Genomic DNA, 20,057 nt, shown 5'->3' with positions numbered 1-20,057 from the left:
AAAACGGTCTAGCACTGGTGAATATAGCGTTCCAGTTCTAAACACGTTGCTTGATAGACAGATTGGAGCGCAGACAACTTCGCTTTCGCATTCTCGAGTCGGTTCTCCCGTGCAAGCTGTTCAATATCCGACAGCAACGAGGACAAACGCCCGACACCCAGACTCACGCTGCCTGATTTCAACTCATGAGCAGCCTCTACTACTTTTGTGGCTTCGCCCGCAGCAGCCAGTTCTCTTAACTTATTGATTTTGGCAGGTGCATCACTTGTATACATTTCGACCAATGACTCCAGTAGTCCCGTGCTGCCATCCTCGTCCAGCAGCATAATTTCACGTATAACTTCCTCATCCAAAATCGGCTCGGTTTCCGGCTTTGGAAGCCATTTGACAAGCTTTTCAGAGAGCTTTTCAATCGTTACTGGCTTTATCAAGTAATCGTTCACTCCAATCTCCCGGCCCCGTGCCTGATCCTCCTCAGACACATTTCCGGTCAAAGAAATGATCGGTACAGGTGGTTGCTGGTTTTCTGCTTCCCTCTGGCGGATCGCTTTTGCCGCATCATGACCATTTAGCAGAGGCATGTAATGATCCATTAGAATACAAGCGTAGGATTGTTCGGAGGCCGCTTTTACAGCAGCTAGTCCATCCTCAGCAAAATCAATATGCTGGAATCCCAAATGGTTAAGCTGTAATTGCACCACCTGACGATTCACCCGATTATCCTCAGCCACCAAAATAGTTTGAGAATGACTATGCTCACGCAGCAACTCGCTAAATACCTTTAAATCACCATTTTCATGCTTCTCCATTTCGTCTGCCTGCCCCGATCCTTTCATGAAGGGAATTTCAAACCAGAACGTAGAGCCTTGGCCTTCTTCACTGATGACCCCAATTTCTCCCTGCATGAGTTCCACAAATGAACTGCATATCCATAGCCCCAGACCCGTTCCTCCATATTGGGAGGCACTGCCTTCACCGGCTTGTACATAAGGCTGAAACAGCTTATTCTGATCCTCCGGTGAAATCCCAATACCCGAATCCTGCACCTCAAACCGAACACGTTGGGAATCTTTTGTTTCTTCCACTAATTTTGTTCGAACGATGAGCAATCCTTCACTCGTAAATTTATTCGCATTGTTCAACAGATTGAGCAAGATCTGCATGATCCTTGCCGAATCTCCCTCCAGATGCTCTGCCACATCGGTATCGGTCTCTATACTCAAACGGTTACCCATCTGATAGATTTGCGGCTCCAACAACTGAGCAACATGGCCCATAATCGCCTCAACTCTAACGTTTCCGATCTCCAGTTCCATCTGTCCTGCTTCCACTTTGGATATATCAAGCAGATTATTAATCATGTTCAACAACAGGGAGGCTGACTCACGTATCACACCGATGGCCTGCCGTTGATCTGGGGAAAGTTTGGATGAACCTAACATTTCGATCATTCCAAGTATTCCGTTCATTGGCGTTCTGAATTCATGACTAACCACAGCCAGAAAAGTGCTCTTTAGGTCATTAGCCCGTACCGCTTCTTCCTTCGTCCGTGATAATTCCGCATTGCTTTTGGCAAGCTGACGCTGCAGATTGACCAGCTCGTTGTTCATTGATGAAAATTCATTCAGCAGCTTTTCTTCCTCAGCCTTGCCTTTCACAATCTCATCCGTTAATTGTTCGACTGTTTTCCGCAGGACAGCCATTTCTGCTGTCGGTTCCTTCATATTAAAAGGCCCCCTTTACAAAATGACTTACAGGTTCACAAAACTAACCTTATTTCCTGAGCGAAAGTAAGTCACCCGCAACCTCCAGCGCTTCTTCCGCACCTGGCGCGTATCCGTCCGCCCCTACTTCTTGCCACAAGAGGGAATCGAGATTAAAAGGCAAGCCTCCGACCATAATTTTCACATGGCTAGTCGTTGGGTCTTGCCGAATGAGAGCAATCAACTCTTTCACTAGATGGACATGGTAAGCCATGGTAGCTGAGATAGCCACTACATTCGCCTTGTAACTCACAATGGCCTGAAGCAGACTCCGATTTGGTACATTGGCGCCTAAATAATACGTATCCCAACCATCCATTTCAAATATATCAGCCAGCATACGCACTCCAATTTCATGCTGCTCGCTGCCTACACACGCCGCCACCAGGCAGCGTTCCTTACTTCCACTCCCCATCCATCTAGGGTACAGGCTGGAAATAATAAATTGAGTCACGGCAGTGCAAAAATGCTCTTGACCGACGGTGATTTTGCCTTCATGCCATAGACGGCCTATTTCATATTGCGAAATTTGAAAAATATATTTATAAGTATGTTGAATAGAGATACCCTCATCCAACAAGCGAACGATCCAATCCAAAGCCTGTCTGCGATTACCTGAGAGTAAATACTCCAAATACTGAGCCACGTCAGTAGCATAGGGATTATCACCTGTAATAAAAGAGGCATACTCCTCTTTCTTTCCAATTTGCTGTATCCCCAAATCCAGATGCTCCAGCACCATGGTTTTATCCGTATGGTCGAAGTGCTCTACCAACGTCTCCTGAATTAATCTGAAATTAATGCTCAAATCTTCTTGGGTTATGCCGAAACCCTCCAGAAGCTTTTTTAACCAGGAAACATACTGTGTAAATAAAATAGGGCTGTTCATGATTACACTTTCAGCCAAATAGTTCAAACTATATATGGAATCTTGTTTTGTCTTTATTTTACCGTTATCCCCAAAACGCTGCAAAAGATCGGGCTGTAATTCGTATTGCTTATGGGTAACTAATTCAGCCAAAGCTCCTGCTTGCATCAATAGCGATTCACCTGCGGTATATTGCTGTATACTCATGTACAGCTCCTTCCCCGACAAGGTTTTGTATTTGGAACAGGTACTGGGGATTTGTTCCGGACGTAACTATTAGACAATTATACCTGATTTGCGTCCCTACATTAACCCTACTCCCCCATAATACGACAAAAAAATAAAATACCGAAAAGTCGGTATTTTATCTAAAGCAGATTTAACCTGTACATGCACCATTTATGATCCGTTACTCTTCTGCCCCTCAGCCGTTAGTCCAAGCTTTTTTAACAGATGAATAGCCTGCTCCTTCTCTTCCACAGATAAGCCATCCACGGTCTCCATAATGACACGATGATGCTGCGGGAATATTTGCTCAAAGAAGTGACGTCCCTCATCAGTCAATTCTGCATAAATCACACGCCGATCATCTTGCGAAGCACGACGGGTAAGCAAGTTTTTCTTCTGAAGTTTATCGACCACGTACGTAATATTCCCACTAGAGATTAGTACCTTTTCTCCAATTTTCTGTAAAGGCTGTGGCCCCCGATAATACAGCAGATCAAGCACACCAAATTCTGTTGTATTTAATCCATGACTATGAATGTCCCGATTCGTACGAGACGTGACCGAATTATAAGCACGAGCCAGAACAACGAACAAGTTAAGTGCTAGGTCCTGATCATCTGGTTTTACAGACATATTAACAGCCTCCGTTACTCATATCTTTATTCCAAGATATCTTAATTGTGCGCTTTTGTCAAGTTTAAGCGTTCCTCCCCCTACTCCTACGGCCTAAAAATGGAGGAATTGTCGTCTATTATGTGAAGATTACAGTTCATTATGTAAAAAAAGCCCGCTCTCAGCCAGTCTTAACACACTGATCCAGAGAGTAGGACGATTATATTGCAATCCCTAACTTCTTACGTAAAAATACGTAGGCAATACGGCCGCATAATACTCCCAGAACATTCAGTATGATGTCATCCACATCCATTGTACCTGCGCCCAGCAGCATTTGGGACACCTCAAGAATGACCAGTGCGATCACTATCGTTAACAACAGACTGCCTATACTTCGCATGGACACCCAAATGATAGGCACAAGGATACCGAAGGGAATGAATACGCCAATATTACCGAGCAAATTAATACCCCATACCCGAAAAGGAAACGACTCCATTGCCCGCCAGTATTGCCTGATCGTATCAAACGGCACAATATTATACGAATACGGGGGTCCTGGCCGTAATGTACGACCAAAACCGAGAAACATCCAATATAATAGAAGTCCTGTATATAAAATCAATAACACCAATGCCACATGATGAAGCAGACGGGTCCTAGACATTACTTGTTACGGACGTCGATCTGTCCATTGGCCCGTGCGATAATCACCTGGTCCGCCATATTAATGAACAGTCCGTTATCGACTACTCCCGGAATTTGGTTCAAGCGGATTTCCAACTCCTGCGGATTCTCAATCGTACCATAGCGACAATCGGCAATATAATTACCGTTATCCGTAAGGTAGCGCTCGCCGTCTTTCATACGCCACTCCGCTTTACAGCCCGTCTGCCGCAAGGCCTCCAACGTCCATTCACTGGCAAAGGGTACGACCTCAACAGGTAAAGGAAATGCACCCAGCACCTTCACATCCTTGGACTCATCGACAATAATAATTAATCGGTCGCTATTGCTTTCCACAATTTTCTCTCTCAGTAGGGCTCCGCCTCCACCTTTCACCAGCACCAGCTGCTCATTCACCTCATCTGCACCGTCGATGGTAACGTCAAGCCTTCCAATCTGATCAAACGGAATGATGGGAATTCCCAGCTCCCTGGCCTGATCCTCCGAGGCTTGGGATGTAGCTACAGCCTGTATATGTAATCCTTGCGCTACACGCTCACCGATTTTTTGAATAGCCCAAAAGGCTGTCGAGCCTGTACCAAGTCCTACTTTCATACCGTCCTGAATCGCCTCAACTGCTTTTTCGGCCGCTTTTTGCTTTAAATTCATTATCATCTCTCCCGCTATATAGGCTAGTATTGATCATCATCCATTTTATAAGAGAACGCTTTATATTAACAGAGACAGCTTTTTACCATAACAAAGGCTGTTTTCATCGTGTTCATACTCCCCAAATCGTTCAATAGGTTCGTATCCCCGCTTGGTATAGAGAGCAATCGCTTCAGGTTGAGCCGCTCCGGTCTCCAGTTTAATCCTTACAACTCCCCGTTTGCTGGCTTCCTCTTCCAAAAAAGATAATAGGCTCACCGCAATTCCTTGTCTGCGATAAGAGGAATCGACATAAAATCTTTTAAGCTCCATTTCTTCCGTACCTATAGGCCTAAGCCCTCCACAAGCCACCGGTTTTTCGTCCACATACACAACAGCGAAAACCATCTCTTTAACTTTCGGATTGGAAAAATCAACCAAGTAAATTTCGTCGGCAGAATACCTTTCCAGCAAATCCTCATCCAGCCTTTGAATCAACTCATGCAGATCCTCGTGATTACTCTCAACCTTTAAAATCGTAAGCTTGGACATTCTTCTTATCCCTCTTCTCTTTGCATAGATATAAGGACTCATTTCGCAAACAATTCACAAAAACCGCGATAAATCAAGCATTTCCAACGTTAAATATGAAAAATGTCCCAAATTGATAAGTGCATTTGACTCTATTATAAAGTATGATGGTTTCTGTTGAATAGTTGCTTATGGACTGTAATGAATTCAAATTTCAAGTTGAAGTATAAATTGGAATATACTGAAACACAGACAGCGTTTACCTATTAAAAATTAATTTTTTATTGTGTAAGGTATTCATTTCAAGGGCTTTTCGTACGACATATATATAGGGATATCATACTTGTCTGTAAAAGGACTTAAGACCTATTACATAAAATTCAAGGGTCTATGATCTCGATTATTTTGTTTGTAAGGGGGACTTGATTATCTCATTCGATAAGCGGTTCAACACCATATACAAAAAATACAACCAGGGAGTGGAACATTTTGAAAAAGTGGAGTAGCTTATCATTCTTCACCAAAAACCTATTATTATCCTTCTTCAACATCGTATTGATTGGGCTAGTTCTTATTGTGTCCAGCTATTTGATCCAACGTACGATTTTGATAGACCAATTGCATGGACAAGTGGAAAAAATCACATTGAAGTGGGCCCAGGGCATTAATTCCGATGAAGTAACCCAAGCGGTTCAAGAGAAAAATTATGATGGACCTATTCAAACCAAACTCCGCGCGTACCTAGATAACATCATGGCGACGAATCCGAATATCTCTCATGCCTATATTTTCGGGACGGAGCTCGAAAATGGCAATCTGACATCTATTGTGGCGATGCCAACGGATCTCAGAGAAGCATTTGAAAAAGATAAGATGCTCGTTGGCTCTATGTATGAGCAACCCAATGTCGTGGCAGTAGGCGTAACCGGTATGCTGGACAGTGGCAAACCAACATTCACCAGCTTCTACGATGATACTTTTGGTACATGGACGACTTTGATGACTCCGATTAAAGATCCAAGTGGCAAAATCTTTGCATATTTTGCAGTCGATGCAGATGCCGGTGCCGTACCTGCAGGATTGACCAAGCTGCTCATTAGCGGCGCTACCATTTTAGTGATTTTCCTACTGATCTGCCTGGCGCTTCAATATTGGGTTGTGAAACGTACGCTGTCCCCGATTAAGCAATTGATGTACGGTATCAGCGAAGTAAGCAGAGGAAATCTGGATGTTCAAATTCATGCAGGTCATGATGATTTGGGACTCGTAAATCAGAATTTCAACGATATGGTAAGTCATATTAACAGCATTATGACTAAAGTGAAGCAGACAACTGATGAAGTCAATGAATCTGCCAAAGAATTGCTCGCAATCTGCGAACAAAACGGAATCAATTCCAACATCATCAATCAAAACATCAGTGAAATCACGCAGAATATCCGTTCGCAGGAAAAAGCAACAGGCGATAGTGCACGTGCCATGGCTGAAATGGCTTCGGTCATTCAAAATATTGCCACGAGTTCTTCTAATGTTGCGGAAGAAGCCAATTCGGTAGAGAAACGCTCTAACGAAGGCAACGAGATTGTAAGTAAGGTGTCATCCCAAATGCACTTGATTACCGATACAGTAACCAATACTTCCCGTATCATCAAGTTGCTGGACAGTCGTTCGCAGGAAATTGGCAATATCATCAGTACCATTTCAGGCATCTCCAGTCAAACCAACCTGCTCGCTCTGAACGCTTCTATTGAAGCTGCGCGCGTTGGTGAAGAAGGTAAAGGCTTTGCCGTCGTTGCCAGTGAAGTACGTAAGCTGGCAGAACAATCTGCGGAGGCAACCAAACAGATTACATCACTGATTGAAGAAATTCAAAATGAAATCGGACAAGCTGTGAAGTCGATGGAGCAAGGAAACGTTGAAGTTCAAAACGGAATCGTCGTTGCTGGACAAGCAGGCGTGCTGTTCAATGATATTCTTCAAGCAACTAAAAATGTAGCATGGCAAATCCAAGAAGTATCCAGCGCTACTGAGCAAATATCTGCGGGTACACAGGAAATGACAGCGACAGCAGACGATCTTTCTTCCACTGTAACCAAAACAGCCAATAACAGTGTTCACATTGTGCAAACGGTGGAGGAACAAAAAGCTTCTTTGGATTCGATTATTGATTCATCCCATAAATTGACATCCATGTCTGAAGAGCTTCAAGAAATTACATCTTATTTCAAAATTGCAGACACCAACCGTAGCAAATCATAATAACCATTTATCGACTTAAAGTTAATTTCATAAGTAAATCATTCATTCGGTAATGCCTCCCTCCTGTTCATGCATTTGAAGGGATCGGAGGCATTTACTGAGTTTACCATTTATATTGAGACATCATACATTCAGGAGGTTAGCGTAATGGCTTCATTACTACAAAACAGTACACAGACAACCCCTTCCCCATTCCTAGTTCCCTTGGATTATGCACGTATACAACGCAAGCATACATCCTCTACTTATCAAGTAGAGTTAGAAGCGTCCATCTCGGAACAATTAAATCAGCAAAAAACTGCGGGAGACAAACAAGCGTTGCTCTTATCAGCATATACTGCATGGGTATATCGCCTTTCCGCAGAAGAAGAAGTTTCTTTTTCTACTTTCGTGCCACAAACTGGTCTGCTTACAGCTTCGCTGACAGTCGAAAAGGAAACGACTTTTCATGAACTAGCAGACTTATTTCAGGAGATGCTCCGTGAGCCAAGTGCATACCTTGCGGAACCACAAGCCGATACTTCATTTTCGACAAATCTGCCTACGGACAGCGGTGTAGAATCCCGTATTATGGATTGGGCTGTCAGTGAACACAATGGCGCTTATCAAATACAGATACGATATGATCAATCACTCTTGCTGGAAACAACGGTTGTCCGATACGCAGAATACTTTGAAACCCTTTTGCGTGGCGCGCTAACCAACAGCCATGCACTTGTGAATTCAATTGATATATTATCGGATGCAGATCGAGCTGCTCACGAAGCTCTAAATAATACAGTCGTGAAATATCCTGAGCATCAAACCATTCATGGAATGTTTGAGGAGGCGGCTTCACAATACCCTGATCGTCCGGCTATTGCTTCCCACACTGGGGAGTACACGTACCGTGAGCTGAACGAACGTGCTAACCAAGTCGCACGGGTCTTGTTATCCAAAGGTCTTACCAAAGGTGAATTCGTGACCATCTTCATGGAACGGAGCTTAGAGACCGTTATTTCACTGCTTGGTATCCTGAAAGCCGGAGGCGTATATGTACCTGTTGATCCCGCCCACCCCGCTGACCGGAGTAGCTACATTGTCGAAGACACGCGTTCTCCTTTTGTCTTAACAACTTCCGCACTTATGGAACAAGCGACTGAACTGTGCGGTTCTATTGAGACGGTAAAAGAAATTTTAGCTATTAACGGGCCGCTGGCAGGCTATGCTGCAAGCAATCCGAACGTTCGTGTAAGTCCGGATGATCTAGCTTATGTCATCTATACATCCGGCTCTACAGGCAAACCGAAAGGTGCCCTGATCGCTCACCGCGGTGTTGTTAACCTAGGAGCTGTCGTGCAACGCGATTGCGACATTACACCTCAGGATGTATTGACCCAATTTGCGACCTACAGCTTCGATGCATCCGTTTGGGATACCATTGGAGCCTTGTTTTACGGTGCAAAATTGTACTTGCTGTCTTCCGAAGAACGTGTATCTGTTGAAGAATTTGCTGAAGCCATTGCACGTACAGGCACGACGATTATTACCATTTTGCCGACCGTATTCTTTAATCAGCTATCTACGTACTTGTCAGACGAAGGCTATCGCAAACTCGCTAAGGTACGGATTGTTACTGTAGCAGGCGAAGCGCTGTACGGCTCCCAAGTTCGAGCGTTCCAAAGCAAATTCGGTACAGATACCGACATCGTAAACGTATACGGACCGACCGAATGCACCGTAGCGACAACGACCCATCGGGTCCGTGGTGCCGTGCCTGAGCATGTCGTCAATATCCCGATCGGCAAGCCGATTTACAATTACAAAGTGTATATCGTTAACGATGATAACAAGCTCTGCCCTGTCAATATTCCGGGTGAAGTATGTATTGCTACGCCTGCATTGGCCCATGGTTATCTCCATCAGCCAGAACGTACAGCGCAATCGTTCGTGGACAATCCTTTTGTTCCGGGTGAAAAAATGTACCGCTCGGGTGATATCGCCAAGCTGCTGCCAGACGGTACGATTGAATACGTAAGCCGCAAGGATTCGCAGCTCAAAATTCGGGGAAATCGGATTGAAATCGGAGAAATTGAAGACCATTTTTCCAAACATCCAGGTGTTCAGGACGTTGCTGTGGTAGCCGTCAAAGATCACACAGATCAGAACATGCTAGTTGGCTATTTCACCACTTCGGATGGACAATCCATTCCACAGGACGTTATTCAGTCTTATATTGGGGGCAAGCTACCTTCTTATTTTGTACCGAGCCATGTCGTTCATTTGGAAGCTATGCCAATTTCACCAACTGGCAAGATCGATCGCAAAAAGCTGACCCTGCGGCCACTGCCGGAAGCGTCTGATCTTTCATTTGGCGGGGAACCTCTTCGCGAAGGAACCGAAACACTCATTGCCGAAGCATGGACTCAAGTGCTTGGTAAAAATAACATTGGCGCTACCGATGATTTCTTCCTGATCGGGGGCGACTCGCTTCGTGTCATTCATGTGCTGGCTATTCTGAAGCCACGTTATGGCGCGTTGCGCATCGGAGATTTTTTCCGCTACAAAACCGTTCGTGAGCTTGCTGAATACGTAGAACAATTAGGTACGGAACAAACGCAGCAACGCAAGCTACTCGCGATTCCTCAAGAAAAAATGGATTTGAATGAGCATCCTATTGAGCTGTCTGATGCTTCTGACTTAGCTGAAGTCCGCGACTTGCGCGTGATTTTGTTGACCGGAGCTACAGGCTATCTGGGCTCGCACATTTTGTATGACCTGCTTCAACGGACAGAAGCCAAAATATACGCGATGGTACGCCCTTCTCAGGACGGTCCATCTGGTATCGAGCGTATTCAGTCCGTATTGACGGGATATTTTGGACATGATATCTCCAGCTTGATCGAAGGACGAGTGAAGGCTGTCTATGGGGATCTGGAGCAAGCTGATCTGGGTCTCTCTTATGTCGACCGCCATATGCTGGAGCACCAAATCGACGGCATTATTCACAGCGCCGCTGACGTACGCCATTTTGGTGATTCGGCAGCCTTCGATCGCACGAATGTGACCGGAACACTGGAACTGCTGAAAATCGCCCAAGCCAAGCCGGGAGTATCCTTCCATCATGTCTCCACTATGGGAATACCGGAGGATCTTGCTAACGAAGGAAAATGGGAGTCGGCATTGGAGCTTTCTGCCTTCCCAGATGAATTGAACGTGGACAACCTGTACACGAACAGTAAACTCGCGGCGGAGAAGCTGTTGTTCCAAGCAGCTCAGGCCGGTACGCCTGTCTCGATCTATCGCGCGGGTAATTTGACAGCCCATTCGGCCAACGGACGCTTCCAGCGAAATATTGATAGCAATGCTTATTATCGTATGATGAAGGCGATGCTGCTGCTGGGCAAAGCGCCACAAGCCGATTGGCATACGGACTTCACACCGATTGATTACGCCAGCCGTGCTATCGTAGAGCTGTCTGTTCATCAAAAAAGCGCAAACCGTATTTTCCATATCTGCAATCCGAACCCACTGCCATATGATGAACTGATCGCTATGGTAAACCAACTCGGTTACGCAGTAGAAACCCTGCCTTTTGACGATTACAGCGCCTGGTTGCTAAATCCGTCTTCCGGCATTCAGGAGGATGCACTTCACCTTGCTATGGGACAACTAGAAGGTGACGGAGCCAAGGATTCAGCTTACCGTTACGGATGCTCTGTAACCACAGCTCTGCTGGAACAAGCTGGCGTTCAATGCCCGGCAACCGACCTGAATTTTATTCGGAACATGATCCAGCATGCCGTCGAGATCGGTTACTTCCCGACCTCTTCACCGGTATCTGTAAAAGCTACACAGAGGTAACAAAGTTGTGATATTTCCCCCGCGTGTTTTCGGTATGATAGACTAGATTTTGCTAGTTTCATATCTAGTATAAACCTCTATACTTTCAGAATTTTTTTGCATGCGGGGGATGTCATTCAATGAAACACACTTTTTTTAAAAGAACGTTGCTGATCATAAGTTTGTTGGCTATTTTAGGAATTTTGGTGTATGAAGCACGTAGCATATACCACACACCTACAGTTAAAGGGACTCATCGTACACGCACAGCTAATGCAGATCGACTGGTACGCCATTTATTTTCACTGACGCCTACACCAGATAAAGTATATTACCAAAACAAAGTAATTGTCCTGATGTATCATGAGGTGACCAAGACTCCACCTGATCCCGGTGCTCTCAAGCTTAGTAATTTAACGAGGCAGTTGGACGAAATGAAAGCTAACGGCTTCCACTGGATCACGATGAAAGAGTATACGGATTTTATTTTACATAAAGCCAAGGTTCCTGATAATGCGGTACTTATGACATTCGACGATGGCTACGAGTCCTTTTATACGGACACTTTTCCTGTGTTGAAAAAGTACCAAGTACCGGCAACCAATTTTCTCATCACGTCCACGATCAGCAATCCCAAACATATTGGTATTCCAAAGCTGACATGGGATCAAATTCATCAGATGCATGCTGAGGGCATTGATTTTTACAATCATACGAATGACCAGCATGCTTACGGATACTCCAACACAGCGCGCACCCAACAAAAGCCGCTTCTGATGGCTCCAGTGTATTCGAAAAAGCTGGGGCGAATGGAAACCGAGGATGAGTTCAAACAGCGAGTTTATACCGATTTGGACATGGCTGACAAGAAGCTGTTCAAGCATCTACACAATGATCAGAATGTACTTGCCTTCCCTTATGGTGGGTATACCAAGGAGACGATGGAAATTTGCCGTTCCTTGGGTATTGACGTTACGTTTACGGTGAAACGCGGGATTAACTCGCCAGGGCAAACGAACGGCTATCGCGTCAATGCAGGTGGAATACACAATATTCCCGAAGTATTGGTGCAATACATGAAGGAAGGTGCTCCCCTTCGCCCACTTCCTTTTGCTCAAGGTCCCAACAAGGTATCCTAAACGTTGGCTAGCTTATTGAAGGATAAAAAAGAACCTTTAAAACCATTTTATGTCGTGGTTTTAAAGGTTTTTTTAATGTATGAGATGTAGATTAGGGCCAGATGCGAATTGCCGCGATAACAGCCAGATGTACCGGGTAAAAGCTACGCCACAACCAACGCGGTACCCGACTATAAAATCCGCTTTCTCCAGTTGCAAAACATACGATCAGAATACTGGACAGCAGACTAAAGTGCTGAAGATTCGCGTGATGCACCATATCATACACTACGTTCAAAACAAAATGGGCTGCAATCATCATATATGAACGGGTGTATCGATAAATCAGAACCAACAGCAGTCCATAGGCTCCGTAATCCATCTGGCTGAGCTCCATAACCAGAGCTGAGACGACGTACAGGCACGTTACAGCCGTCCAATGCTTTAAGCGGGATGCAGCAGCCAAAGCAAGCAACGAGGCCAATAGCGTCCAGATTACGTTCGGTCTAAGCACATCAAACGCCAGCATATAGGGCACCTGAGAAATCAGAGCCAGTCCGAGTAGACGAAGCATGTAGCTCCGCATGTCTCGGGTATGAGTATATCCCGCATACAGCGCGTACGCGTAGATTGGAAAAGCAAGCCTGCCAGCAATTCTCCAAGCCGGATCCGTCGGAAAAAACACAAGTCCGACATGGTCAATCAGCATCGTCAGCATGGCCAACCAGTACATACAAGGCCCCCTTATTTATGTTTTACGTTTTATCTTCTGTCAAGCTCAGAATGGCGTTCATGATGTCCGTTTTCGTAACCCGCCCTACCAACTCCCGAATTGGAGTTGAAGAGCTACATTGCTCGTCCAAAACTGGAAGACAATTGACCTGATGCCGAATCAGTTTCGATATCGCTTCCAGTAAAGTGTCTTCTGGAGCAAGCGTCGTCATTTGGGCCCGGCGCGTCATTGCCATGGTCACCGGGACGGTGTGAAGATCGGTATGCCCCAGCATGACCTTCAGCAAATCCTTGCGGGTAACAATTCCAATGAGCTCCTGCTCCTCTCCTGTGACCATCAGGGTGCCTGTATTTTGCTGAAACAGCATCAGCACCGCATCATAGGCGGTGGTGTCACCGGAAATCAAAATCGGATCACTAAGTATATCCGCCACCGTCAGCTTTTTGAGCATGTTGCCGATATGACTATCATATTTAGGGTGACGCCCTGGCAGGTAGCCTACCTTCGGCTTGGCATCCACCAGTCCGAGCATAACGAGCAGAGCAAGGTCAGAACGGAGAGTCGGACGCGTCAATCCCAGTGTTTCAGCAATTTTATCCCCCGTAACAGGTGCCAGACGCCGGACAATATCAACAATTTCCCGCTGTCTTTCAGACAGTTGAATAATGATTACCTCCTTATGGAGTGGGGTAGAATACATTATAAAGAGCATAGATCGGTAAATTTCAGCATCTTCCGACAATTCATAAAATTTTAATCATACACCGCTTGTTTTCAAATTTAAAATGTGTCACAATTAAGAATGTAATACATACTAATTATAAGTTTAACGTGTGCAATATGCTACATTTATAATGAACTATTGTACATCGCATGTGATATGTATTATGTATTATATAAACCTGAGGAGGAAATCAAATGAAATTTTTCTTGGATACTGGTAACATTGAAGAAATCAAGCGTATTGAACGTTTGGGTCTGGTTGATGGTGTAACAACGAACCCTTCACTGATCGCTAAGGAAGGTCGAGTGTTCAAGGAAGTCATTCAGGAGATTTGCAGTATCGTTGAAGGTCCCGTAAGTGCTGAGGTTATTGGTCTGAAGGCTGAAGACATGCTCAAAGAAGCTTATGATATCGCCAAGTGGGCACCGAACGTGGTTATCAAGCTTCCTATGACTGAAGATGGCTTGTACGCTTGTAACGAGCTGACCAAGAACGGAATCAAAACGAATGTAACACTGATTTTCTCCGCGGCTCAAGGTTTGATGGCAGCCAAAGCTGGCGCTACTTTTATCAGCCCGTTCGTAGGACGTCTGGATGATATCGCTGTTGATGGTATGAAGCTGATTCGTGAACTGAGACAAATTTTGGACATTCATGGTCTGAAATCCGAAATCATCGCCGCATCCATCCGCAATATTAAGCATGTAGAAGATGCTGCTCTGTCTGGTGCACATATTGCCACCATTCCAGGTTCCTTGCTCCCTTCTCTGTGGAAACACCCGCTGACAGACAGTGGTATCGAACGCTTCCTGAAGGACTGGGAAACCGTACCTAAAGCTTAATTCGCCAGTCATGGCAAACGATATTATATCAACCCAAACAGCCCGTAAAATACGGGCTGTTTTTTGTTTTGCTGTAGTGATAGCAGAACCCAAAACGCTGAACAACTTTTTTTGACAAAATAACTTGTTGTTCATATAATTGTTATAACAACTAATTAATTTCGAAGTAATTTATGTACGGGAAACGGAAAGGAGTACCTATGAATAACTTGCCTCCCGATTGTTCCATTGGGATGTTGCTCGGGATTACTCACCGCAAAATGAGTCAGCAGCTCCTGCAGCGTCTCAAACCTTATGATATTTCCCCAGAGCAATGGTCGGTTCTGTACCAAATCTATCAGGCTGAGGGTTTAAATCAGAAAGAAATTGCAGCTAAGGCCGTAAAGGACCAGCCTACCACGACTCGGATTATTGATTTGTTGGACAAGAAGGGCTGGGTACGGCGTGTGAATAGTCCACAGGATCGTCGGGCCTATTTGCTTCATCTGACTGAAACAGGCCGACAGCTTGTGGAGAAGACTCTTCCTGTCGAACTTGATACCAATCACGATTTTGTAAAAGGAATTTCCTCGGCCGATCTGAAGCAATTCCGCCGGACTCTTTTACAAATTCACGCCAACATGACCGAATCAGAAAAACAAGGAGAGAACGATTAATATGCAACAAGGCAAGCAACCTCTTTGGACCAAGGAATTTATCGTTCTTACGGTTTCCAATTTATTTTTGTTTTTGGAATTACAGATGATCCTATCTTCCATTCCTTCTTATGTGAAAAATACATTCCACGCTAGTTCCGTTCAGGTGAGTCTCGTTACCACCTTATTCGCTTTAAGTGCGATTGCAGCACGACTCTTTTCAGCCCGTATGCTGGAAAAAGGACATCGCAGTACCCTGATCTTCGTGGGACTGCTGTTTGCATTGGCAGGAACGCTGGGGTACAGTGTTTCGCCAACGATTACAGTGCTTCTGCTCATGCGGATGTTATTTGGGATTGGCTTCGGTATGAGTAGCACGGCCTTTCCAACGATGGCCTCTGACGTCATCCCGCCCAAACGTCTCGGTGAAGGAATGGGCTTCTTTAGTCTGTCCACTAGTCTAGCGATGTCGATTGGGCCGACCATCGGCATTTCGATGCTTCAATACGGGAGTTTCAACCTGCTTGCCTATACGACAGCAGCTGTAATTGTTGTGATATTCCCGTTGGCTTACTGGCTGATTCGTACACTACCCAAAGGGCACATCGAACCACCTATGGTTCCTTTGGAAGAAGGGCGAAAACCGGCATTTAACCGTAAATTGTGGGTTCCCGCCTTGTTGAACATGCTGATGTCTATCACATATGGTGGATTACTCGGCTTTATGGCGCTTTACGGGGATGAAGCAAATCTGGCACATCCGGCCTACTTTTTCCTGTTTAATGCGGTATCCGTGCTGATCGTGCGTCCCTTCTCGGGCCGTATTTATGACAAAAAAGGGGCAAAAGCACTACTCATCCCCGGCTCCCTGTTTTTAATTGGCGGTCTGATCCTGCTTTCCTACGCACACAGTGATGTCTTCATGTATATGTCTGCTCTTTGCTACGGTATCGGGTTTGGTGTCATGCAGCCGACCCTGCAAACCTGGATGATTCAGATCGTGTCTCCTAAACAGAGGGGCATGGCAAACGGTATGTTTCTCAATTCCCTCGATTTCGGGGTTGCAGCCGGAGCGCTTATACTTGGCATTATCGCCAAAGCAAGTGATTATGCGTGGATGTACCGTCTTTCCTCGCTGTTTGTTGTACTGTTCTTACTGATCTATGTCATACAAATCGTCACGAGCCGCAAGCCTAAGACGCATCTCCCTCTAGAAGGGTAAGACTATATTTTACAATTGAATATTAGCTTTTATTTGCTTAGTTATCAAAAACACCCGTTGCCATGGTTTCATGGACAATGGGTGCTTTTTCATTTATTTCGCAGGAGTTTTGCGTCTTAGCTTGGGAGAAAGAGGCTTTTCTCGGGACACGCTTGTTTGCTCCTCATTTACACTCATACGGTCCGTGGATTTGTCATCTGTCGGTTCATCCTGCTTGGGTCTGACCGCAAACAGCATCAGCAGAGCTGCAATGCCTCCCACCGCGGCCATCACGCCAAAGAGCAGACCATGTCCACTGCTACCCAGCAGCAGGGATACAACCGGAGGGCCTAGTGACACCCCGACAAAGCGCATGCTGCTATAGAGGGCAGTAATGGTTCCGCGTTCCTCTTTTTCAATTCCCTTTGTAATGAGAGAATCCAAACAAGGCAGCGCAAGCCCAATTCCGCCGCCCCCTAACGTAAACAGTCCGATCACCGCATAAATATTTTGGATAAATCCGAGAATGGCAAAACTGATCGTCAATATGGCCAAACCACTAAAACCGATCCACTTCATGCGCTTTTTGTGCTTGCCGATGATCTTGCCTCCTACATAAGAGCATAGACAGAGGGAAATCAGCGGAATGGCTAACACAAAACCTTTCCACACTCCATGGAGGTTGTAACGACTTTCCAAGATGTCGGATAAGTAGAACAAGACGCCAAAAATGACAAACATACAAATGCCGCCCATAGCGAAAATAGCATAGAGCCAACGTCCTTTTTCGGCAAGCACCCGCTTCACATTTCCCACAAACTCCCGAAACATAATCGGTTGGTTCTTACGCTTAGGCACATGGATCAGCCAAAGCACCAAAATGAGCGAAATCAGACAGAGGCCTGGAATTACGGCCAGTGGCAAAAACCATAGAACAGCTCCCAATGCGGCACCGAGTATCGGACTTAGCACTTTGCCAAATGTGTTGTAAGTCTCGACGACCCCCAGGTTCTTACTGGCCTCATCCTCATTCTCGTACAGATCACCGACAAGCGGAATGACTATAGGAAAAGCCCCTGCCGCTCCCGCACCCTGAAGTAGACGGCCTGCAATAATGGTCCAGTATGCTCCCGAATCATGAAGCAGCCATGCTCCCGCTGCAGAAATCCCCCCACCAATCACCGTCAGAATCAGACAGGGAACAATCACCGCCTTACGGCCAAATCGGTCGGAGAGATAGCCCGCAATCGGTATCAGTAAAATGGCCACCACCGCATACACTGTGATCAACATGCTAATCCGAAAAGAGCTTACATGTAGCTTACGTCCGATTTCCGGTAACACAGGAATCAGCATGGAATTACCCAGCGTCATCATCAGCGGGATGGAACCTAACGCAAGCAGATTCCCTTTATTTTGTTGCATCCCGTTACCACCTTTGCAAAAGTAATAACACAGCTGTTCAGATTTGTTCAACAGATGTTATTGTGTTTACATTGGTGGGGATTTATACGGCTACACTTTAAATCCACCGACCCTTGCATTCAGCAGTTGCGACATATCCGCCAGTGTATGAATAGATGATGCAATTTCCTCCATGGAAGCCAGTTGCTCTTCAGCCGCCGCACTGACGCTCTGGGTTCCCCCTGCCGACTGCTCTGCTACTTCACGAATACGTTCTACTGCTTCCACCATTCGCTCTGATCCGCCGGACATTTGTTCTACGGACCGATTTACACTGTGAATCTGTTCGCTGACCTGTTGAATGGAACTTCCAATCTGACGAAATGCGGTTTCTGCGGATTGCATGACCTTTACGCCAGACTGCACTTCAACCGTCCCTGTCTGCATACTGGAAGCGACATTTCCAACATGCTCCTGAATATTTTGCACAAATTGTGTGATTTCTGCTGCTGAAACCGATACCTGCTCGGCCAATCTTCTTACCTCAGAGGCTACAACTGCAAATCCTTTGCCCTGCTCTCCGGCTCTTGCCGCTTCAATCGACGCGTTGAGCGCCAGCATTCCTGTCTGTTTAGCAATTCCAGTAATAACAGCTCCAATCATGCCAATCTGTTCGGCCTGTTCACTAAGTGAACGTACAGCACGTGCAGAGCTGTCTACACTTTCGCTTACCTTCTCCATCTGACGCATAGCCTGACCTATAGATTGTTCCCCTGCTTCTGCATCTTTAGCGGCTGTATCAGACAACTCATATACCTGCTGGCTCGTAGCTGCAATATGCTCCAGTTCGTGGGCAAGCTCTTTCACGGTATCTGTAGTTTGTGTAATATCATCGACCTGATGCTCCATACCAGCCGCTAATTCTTCCATTACACCGGAAGTATGACGATTGGCCTGATTCATCTCCTCTGTACTTACGCTAACCCGTTCTGCGGTTACGGTTAATGTACGCGCTGTATCCTGAGCATCCACTATAATACTGCGGAATCCCTCAATAAGCTTGTTGTAGGAGCTTGCAATCATACCGATTTCGTCTTTGGACGTAATATCCAGTCGGCTACGCAAATCTCCCTCACCTTCAGACATTTCCAACAGCTGCTCATTCATATGGTGTAATGGACGAATTGAACGAATCAGAACGATGGATTGAAAAATACTGTAAATGATAACTAGAAGTCCTACAATACTCGTAATCAAGGATGTATTCGTCATCGTTTGGTGCGCTTGCTGTACTTTCACCGTCACCATATCCTCTTGAGCTTTGACGAAGGCTATTACCTTGGTATCAAGTTGCTTGCGCAACACCCGTTCGTTTTCAAAATCATCGAGCAAATCAGAAAATGGCGGGAAAGCGTCATCTCTTGTACTCTGATACCCCGCTGTAGTCAGTAAACGATGAACTTGATTCATATAGGTATTAATCCCCGTCTTGAGATCAGTCATCTTTTTACTAGAATCCTCATTGCCTGTACTAAGCAGAGCTTCTGTCTCCTGTAGCAACTTTGCAACTTCACTTTGCTTGTTTCCGATCTCTTTCCCATACTGTTCGTCACGAGTTAGCAAATATGCCCGCTCATCATTAGATATGCCGTTTAACAAAAATTGAAGAGACTTCGAGTTATACGCAATAGCCTCTTCACGATTCATAATATCCTTGTACTCATTCTCACTATGTACGCTTAAAATGTAATTGGTCAGCAGCATTGCTGCAATCACACTCGGGATCAGTATCGCGCTAATAATCATTTTGGCCTTAATCGTTAAATTCATGAATCGGTCCCCCAGTTATTTCTGAATAAAATGTCCAACTTACTATATATCGTTTTATTCGATTGTTTTTTTGAATGAAATAGAAAATAGTGTATAGATTTTTAAATATATTTATGTCTATTCAGTGAACATATATATCTTTTTTAATATCAAAAAACAAAAAAATTCAA

16 protein-coding genes are annotated in these 20,057 nt (G+C 45.2%); 6 read left to right on the top strand and 10 right to left on the bottom strand.

Translation table 11 applies throughout. The features are described from left to right. Positions 1-8: 8 nt before the first annotated feature. The 6 genes from MKY35_RS09295 to MKY35_RS09270 all read right to left on the bottom strand — a co-directional run bounded on the left by MKY35_RS09295 (position 9) and on the right by MKY35_RS09270 (position 5,340). Positions 9-1,724, bottom strand: coding sequence for an ATP-binding protein (locus MKY35_RS09295; protein ID WP_342446200.1), 1,716 nt, complete (start codon positions 1,722-1,724; stop codon positions 9-11). 49 nt (positions 1,725-1,773) lie between these two features. After that, complete coding sequence (locus tag MKY35_RS09290) at positions 1,774-2,838, bottom strand: cobalamin-dependent protein (protein WP_342446199.1); 1,065 nt, start codon at positions 2,836-2,838, stop codon at positions 1,774-1,776. 192 nt (positions 2,839-3,030) lie between these two features. Further along, positions 3,031-3,492, bottom strand: coding sequence for a MarR family transcriptional regulator (locus MKY35_RS09285; RefSeq protein WP_029514766.1), 462 nt, complete (start codon positions 3,490-3,492; stop codon positions 3,031-3,033). A gap of 199 nt (positions 3,493-3,691) precedes the next feature. Further along, positions 3,692-4,141: a VanZ family protein gene (locus tag MKY35_RS09280; RefSeq protein WP_029514767.1), complete on the bottom strand. Its 450-nt coding sequence runs from the start codon at positions 4,139-4,141 to the stop codon at positions 3,692-3,694. Then, entirely contained in the window at positions 4,141-4,809 is a 669-nt protein-coding gene (gene rpiA / locus MKY35_RS09275; protein WP_039274825.1) for a ribose-5-phosphate isomerase RpiA, read from the bottom strand. The genes MKY35_RS09280 and rpiA overlap by 1 nt, the downstream gene beginning before the upstream one ends. 60 nt (positions 4,810-4,869) lie before the next feature. After that, the gene (locus MKY35_RS09270; protein WP_342446198.1) at positions 4,870-5,340 is read right to left on the bottom strand and encodes a GNAT family N-acetyltransferase; all 471 of its coding nucleotides are present in this window, start codon (positions 5,338-5,340) and stop codon (positions 4,870-4,872) included. A gap of 468 nt (positions 5,341-5,808) precedes the next feature. Between MKY35_RS09270 and MKY35_RS09265 the strand changes: the two genes are divergently transcribed. The 3 genes from MKY35_RS09265 (at position 5,809) to MKY35_RS09255 (ending at position 12,539) form a co-directional block, all read left to right on the top strand. Continuing rightward, positions 5,809-7,578: a methyl-accepting chemotaxis protein gene (locus MKY35_RS09265; protein WP_342446197.1), complete on the top strand. Its 1,770-nt coding sequence runs from the start codon at positions 5,809-5,811 to the stop codon at positions 7,576-7,578. 147 nt (positions 7,579-7,725) lie between these two features. After that, positions 7,726-11,421, top strand: coding sequence for an amino acid adenylation domain-containing protein (locus MKY35_RS09260; protein ID WP_342446196.1), 3,696 nt, complete (start codon positions 7,726-7,728; stop codon positions 11,419-11,421). A 119-nt stretch (positions 11,422-11,540) separates the two neighbouring features. Next, positions 11,541-12,539 carry a polysaccharide deacetylase family protein gene (locus MKY35_RS09255; RefSeq protein ID WP_342446195.1) on the top strand — a complete coding sequence of 333 codons (999 nt, stop codon included), beginning with the start codon at positions 11,541-11,543 and terminating at the stop codon, positions 12,537-12,539. Between the two features lie 91 nt (positions 12,540-12,630). On the opposite strand, the gene MKY35_RS09250 is transcribed toward MKY35_RS09255, so the two are convergent. Both MKY35_RS09250 and MKY35_RS09245 read right to left on the bottom strand, forming a co-directional pair. Then, positions 12,631-13,251, bottom strand: a complete 621-nt coding sequence (locus MKY35_RS09250; RefSeq protein ID WP_342446194.1) for a TraX family protein — start codon at positions 13,249-13,251, stop codon at positions 12,631-12,633. A gap of 22 nt (positions 13,252-13,273) precedes the next feature. Next, complete coding sequence (locus MKY35_RS09245; RefSeq protein WP_039274835.1) at positions 13,274-13,951, bottom strand: CBS domain-containing protein; 678 nt, start codon at positions 13,949-13,951, stop codon at positions 13,274-13,276. A 218-nt stretch (positions 13,952-14,169) separates the two neighbouring features. Here MKY35_RS09245 and fsa point away from each other — a divergent pair, with 218 nt between their 5' ends. From fsa to MKY35_RS09230, 3 genes are all read left to right on the top strand, one after another. Beyond that, positions 14,170-14,817, top strand: coding sequence for a fructose-6-phosphate aldolase (gene fsa / locus MKY35_RS09240; RefSeq protein ID WP_013309811.1), 648 nt, complete (start codon positions 14,170-14,172; stop codon positions 14,815-14,817). 200 nt (positions 14,818-15,017) lie between these two features. Continuing rightward, positions 15,018-15,473 (top strand): MarR family transcriptional regulator, encoded by a 456-nt coding sequence (locus MKY35_RS09235; protein WP_340885056.1) that lies wholly within the window; start codon positions 15,018-15,020, stop codon positions 15,471-15,473. Between the two features lies 1 nt (position 15,474). Beyond that, positions 15,475-16,674: an MFS transporter gene (locus MKY35_RS09230; RefSeq protein WP_342446193.1), complete on the top strand. Its 1,200-nt coding sequence runs from the start codon at positions 15,475-15,477 to the stop codon at positions 16,672-16,674. Between the two features lie 93 nt (positions 16,675-16,767). Here the strand turns inward: MKY35_RS09230 and MKY35_RS09225 are convergent, their stop codons facing one another. Continuing rightward, entirely contained in the window at positions 16,768-18,078 is a 1,311-nt protein-coding gene (locus tag MKY35_RS09225) for an MFS transporter (protein WP_342446192.1), read from the bottom strand. Between the two features lie 90 nt (positions 18,079-18,168). Beyond that, positions 18,169-19,887, bottom strand: coding sequence for a HAMP domain-containing methyl-accepting chemotaxis protein (locus MKY35_RS09220; protein ID WP_342446191.1), 1,719 nt, complete (start codon positions 19,885-19,887; stop codon positions 18,169-18,171). Positions 19,888-20,057 lie beyond the last annotated feature (170 nt).

Origin of the sequence: Paenibacillus sp. FSL L8-0638, assembly GCF_038593075.1 — a bacterium.
Taxonomy (GTDB): Bacteria; Bacillota; Bacilli; order Paenibacillales; family Paenibacillaceae; genus Paenibacillus; species Paenibacillus polymyxa_D.
This window is presented reverse-complemented; position numbering and strand designations above follow the sequence as displayed.

What these genes read in the sequence shown, in the direction of transcription:
- MKY35_RS09295 (WP_342446200.1), bottom strand. Translation starts at nt 1,724, where the DNA reads ATGAAGGAACCGACAGCAGAAATGGCTGTCCTGCGGAAAACAGTCGAA.
- MKY35_RS09290 (WP_342446199.1), bottom strand. Translation starts at nt 2,838, where the DNA reads ATGAGTATACAGCAATATACCGCAGGTGAATCGCTATTGATGCAAGCA.
- MKY35_RS09285 (WP_029514766.1), bottom strand. Translation starts at nt 3,492, where the DNA reads ATGTCTGTAAAACCAGATGATCAGGACCTAGCACTTAACTTGTTCGTT.
- MKY35_RS09280 (WP_029514767.1), bottom strand. Translation starts at nt 4,141, where the DNA reads ATGTCTAGGACCCGTCTGCTTCATCATGTGGCATTGGTGTTATTGATT.
- rpiA (WP_039274825.1), bottom strand. Translation starts at nt 4,809, where the DNA reads ATGAATTTAAAGCAAAAAGCGGCCGAAAAAGCAGTTGAGGCGATTCAG.
- MKY35_RS09270 (WP_342446198.1), bottom strand. Translation starts at nt 5,340, where the DNA reads ATGTCCAAGCTTACGATTTTAAAGGTTGAGAGTAATCACGAGGATCTG.
- MKY35_RS09260 (WP_342446196.1), top strand. Translation starts at nt 7,726, where the DNA reads ATGGCTTCATTACTACAAAACAGTACACAGACAACCCCTTCCCCATTC.
- MKY35_RS09255 (WP_342446195.1), top strand. Translation starts at nt 11,541, where the DNA reads ATGAAACACACTTTTTTTAAAAGAACGTTGCTGATCATAAGTTTGTTG.
- MKY35_RS09250 (WP_342446194.1), bottom strand. Translation starts at nt 13,251, where the DNA reads ATGTACTGGTTGGCCATGCTGACGATGCTGATTGACCATGTCGGACTT.
- MKY35_RS09245 (WP_039274835.1), bottom strand. Translation starts at nt 13,951, where the DNA reads ATGTATTCTACCCCACTCCATAAGGAGGTAATCATTATTCAACTGTCT.
- fsa (WP_013309811.1), top strand. Translation starts at nt 14,170, where the DNA reads ATGAAATTTTTCTTGGATACTGGTAACATTGAAGAAATCAAGCGTATT.
- MKY35_RS09235 (WP_340885056.1), top strand. Translation starts at nt 15,018, where the DNA reads ATGAATAACTTGCCTCCCGATTGTTCCATTGGGATGTTGCTCGGGATT.
- MKY35_RS09230 (WP_342446193.1), top strand. Translation starts at nt 15,475, where the DNA reads ATGCAACAAGGCAAGCAACCTCTTTGGACCAAGGAATTTATCGTTCTT.
- MKY35_RS09225 (WP_342446192.1), bottom strand. Translation starts at nt 18,078, where the DNA reads ATGCAACAAAATAAAGGGAATCTGCTTGCGTTAGGTTCCATCCCGCTG.
- MKY35_RS09220 (WP_342446191.1), bottom strand. Translation starts at nt 19,887, where the DNA reads ATGAATTTAACGATTAAGGCCAAAATGATTATTAGCGCGATACTGATC.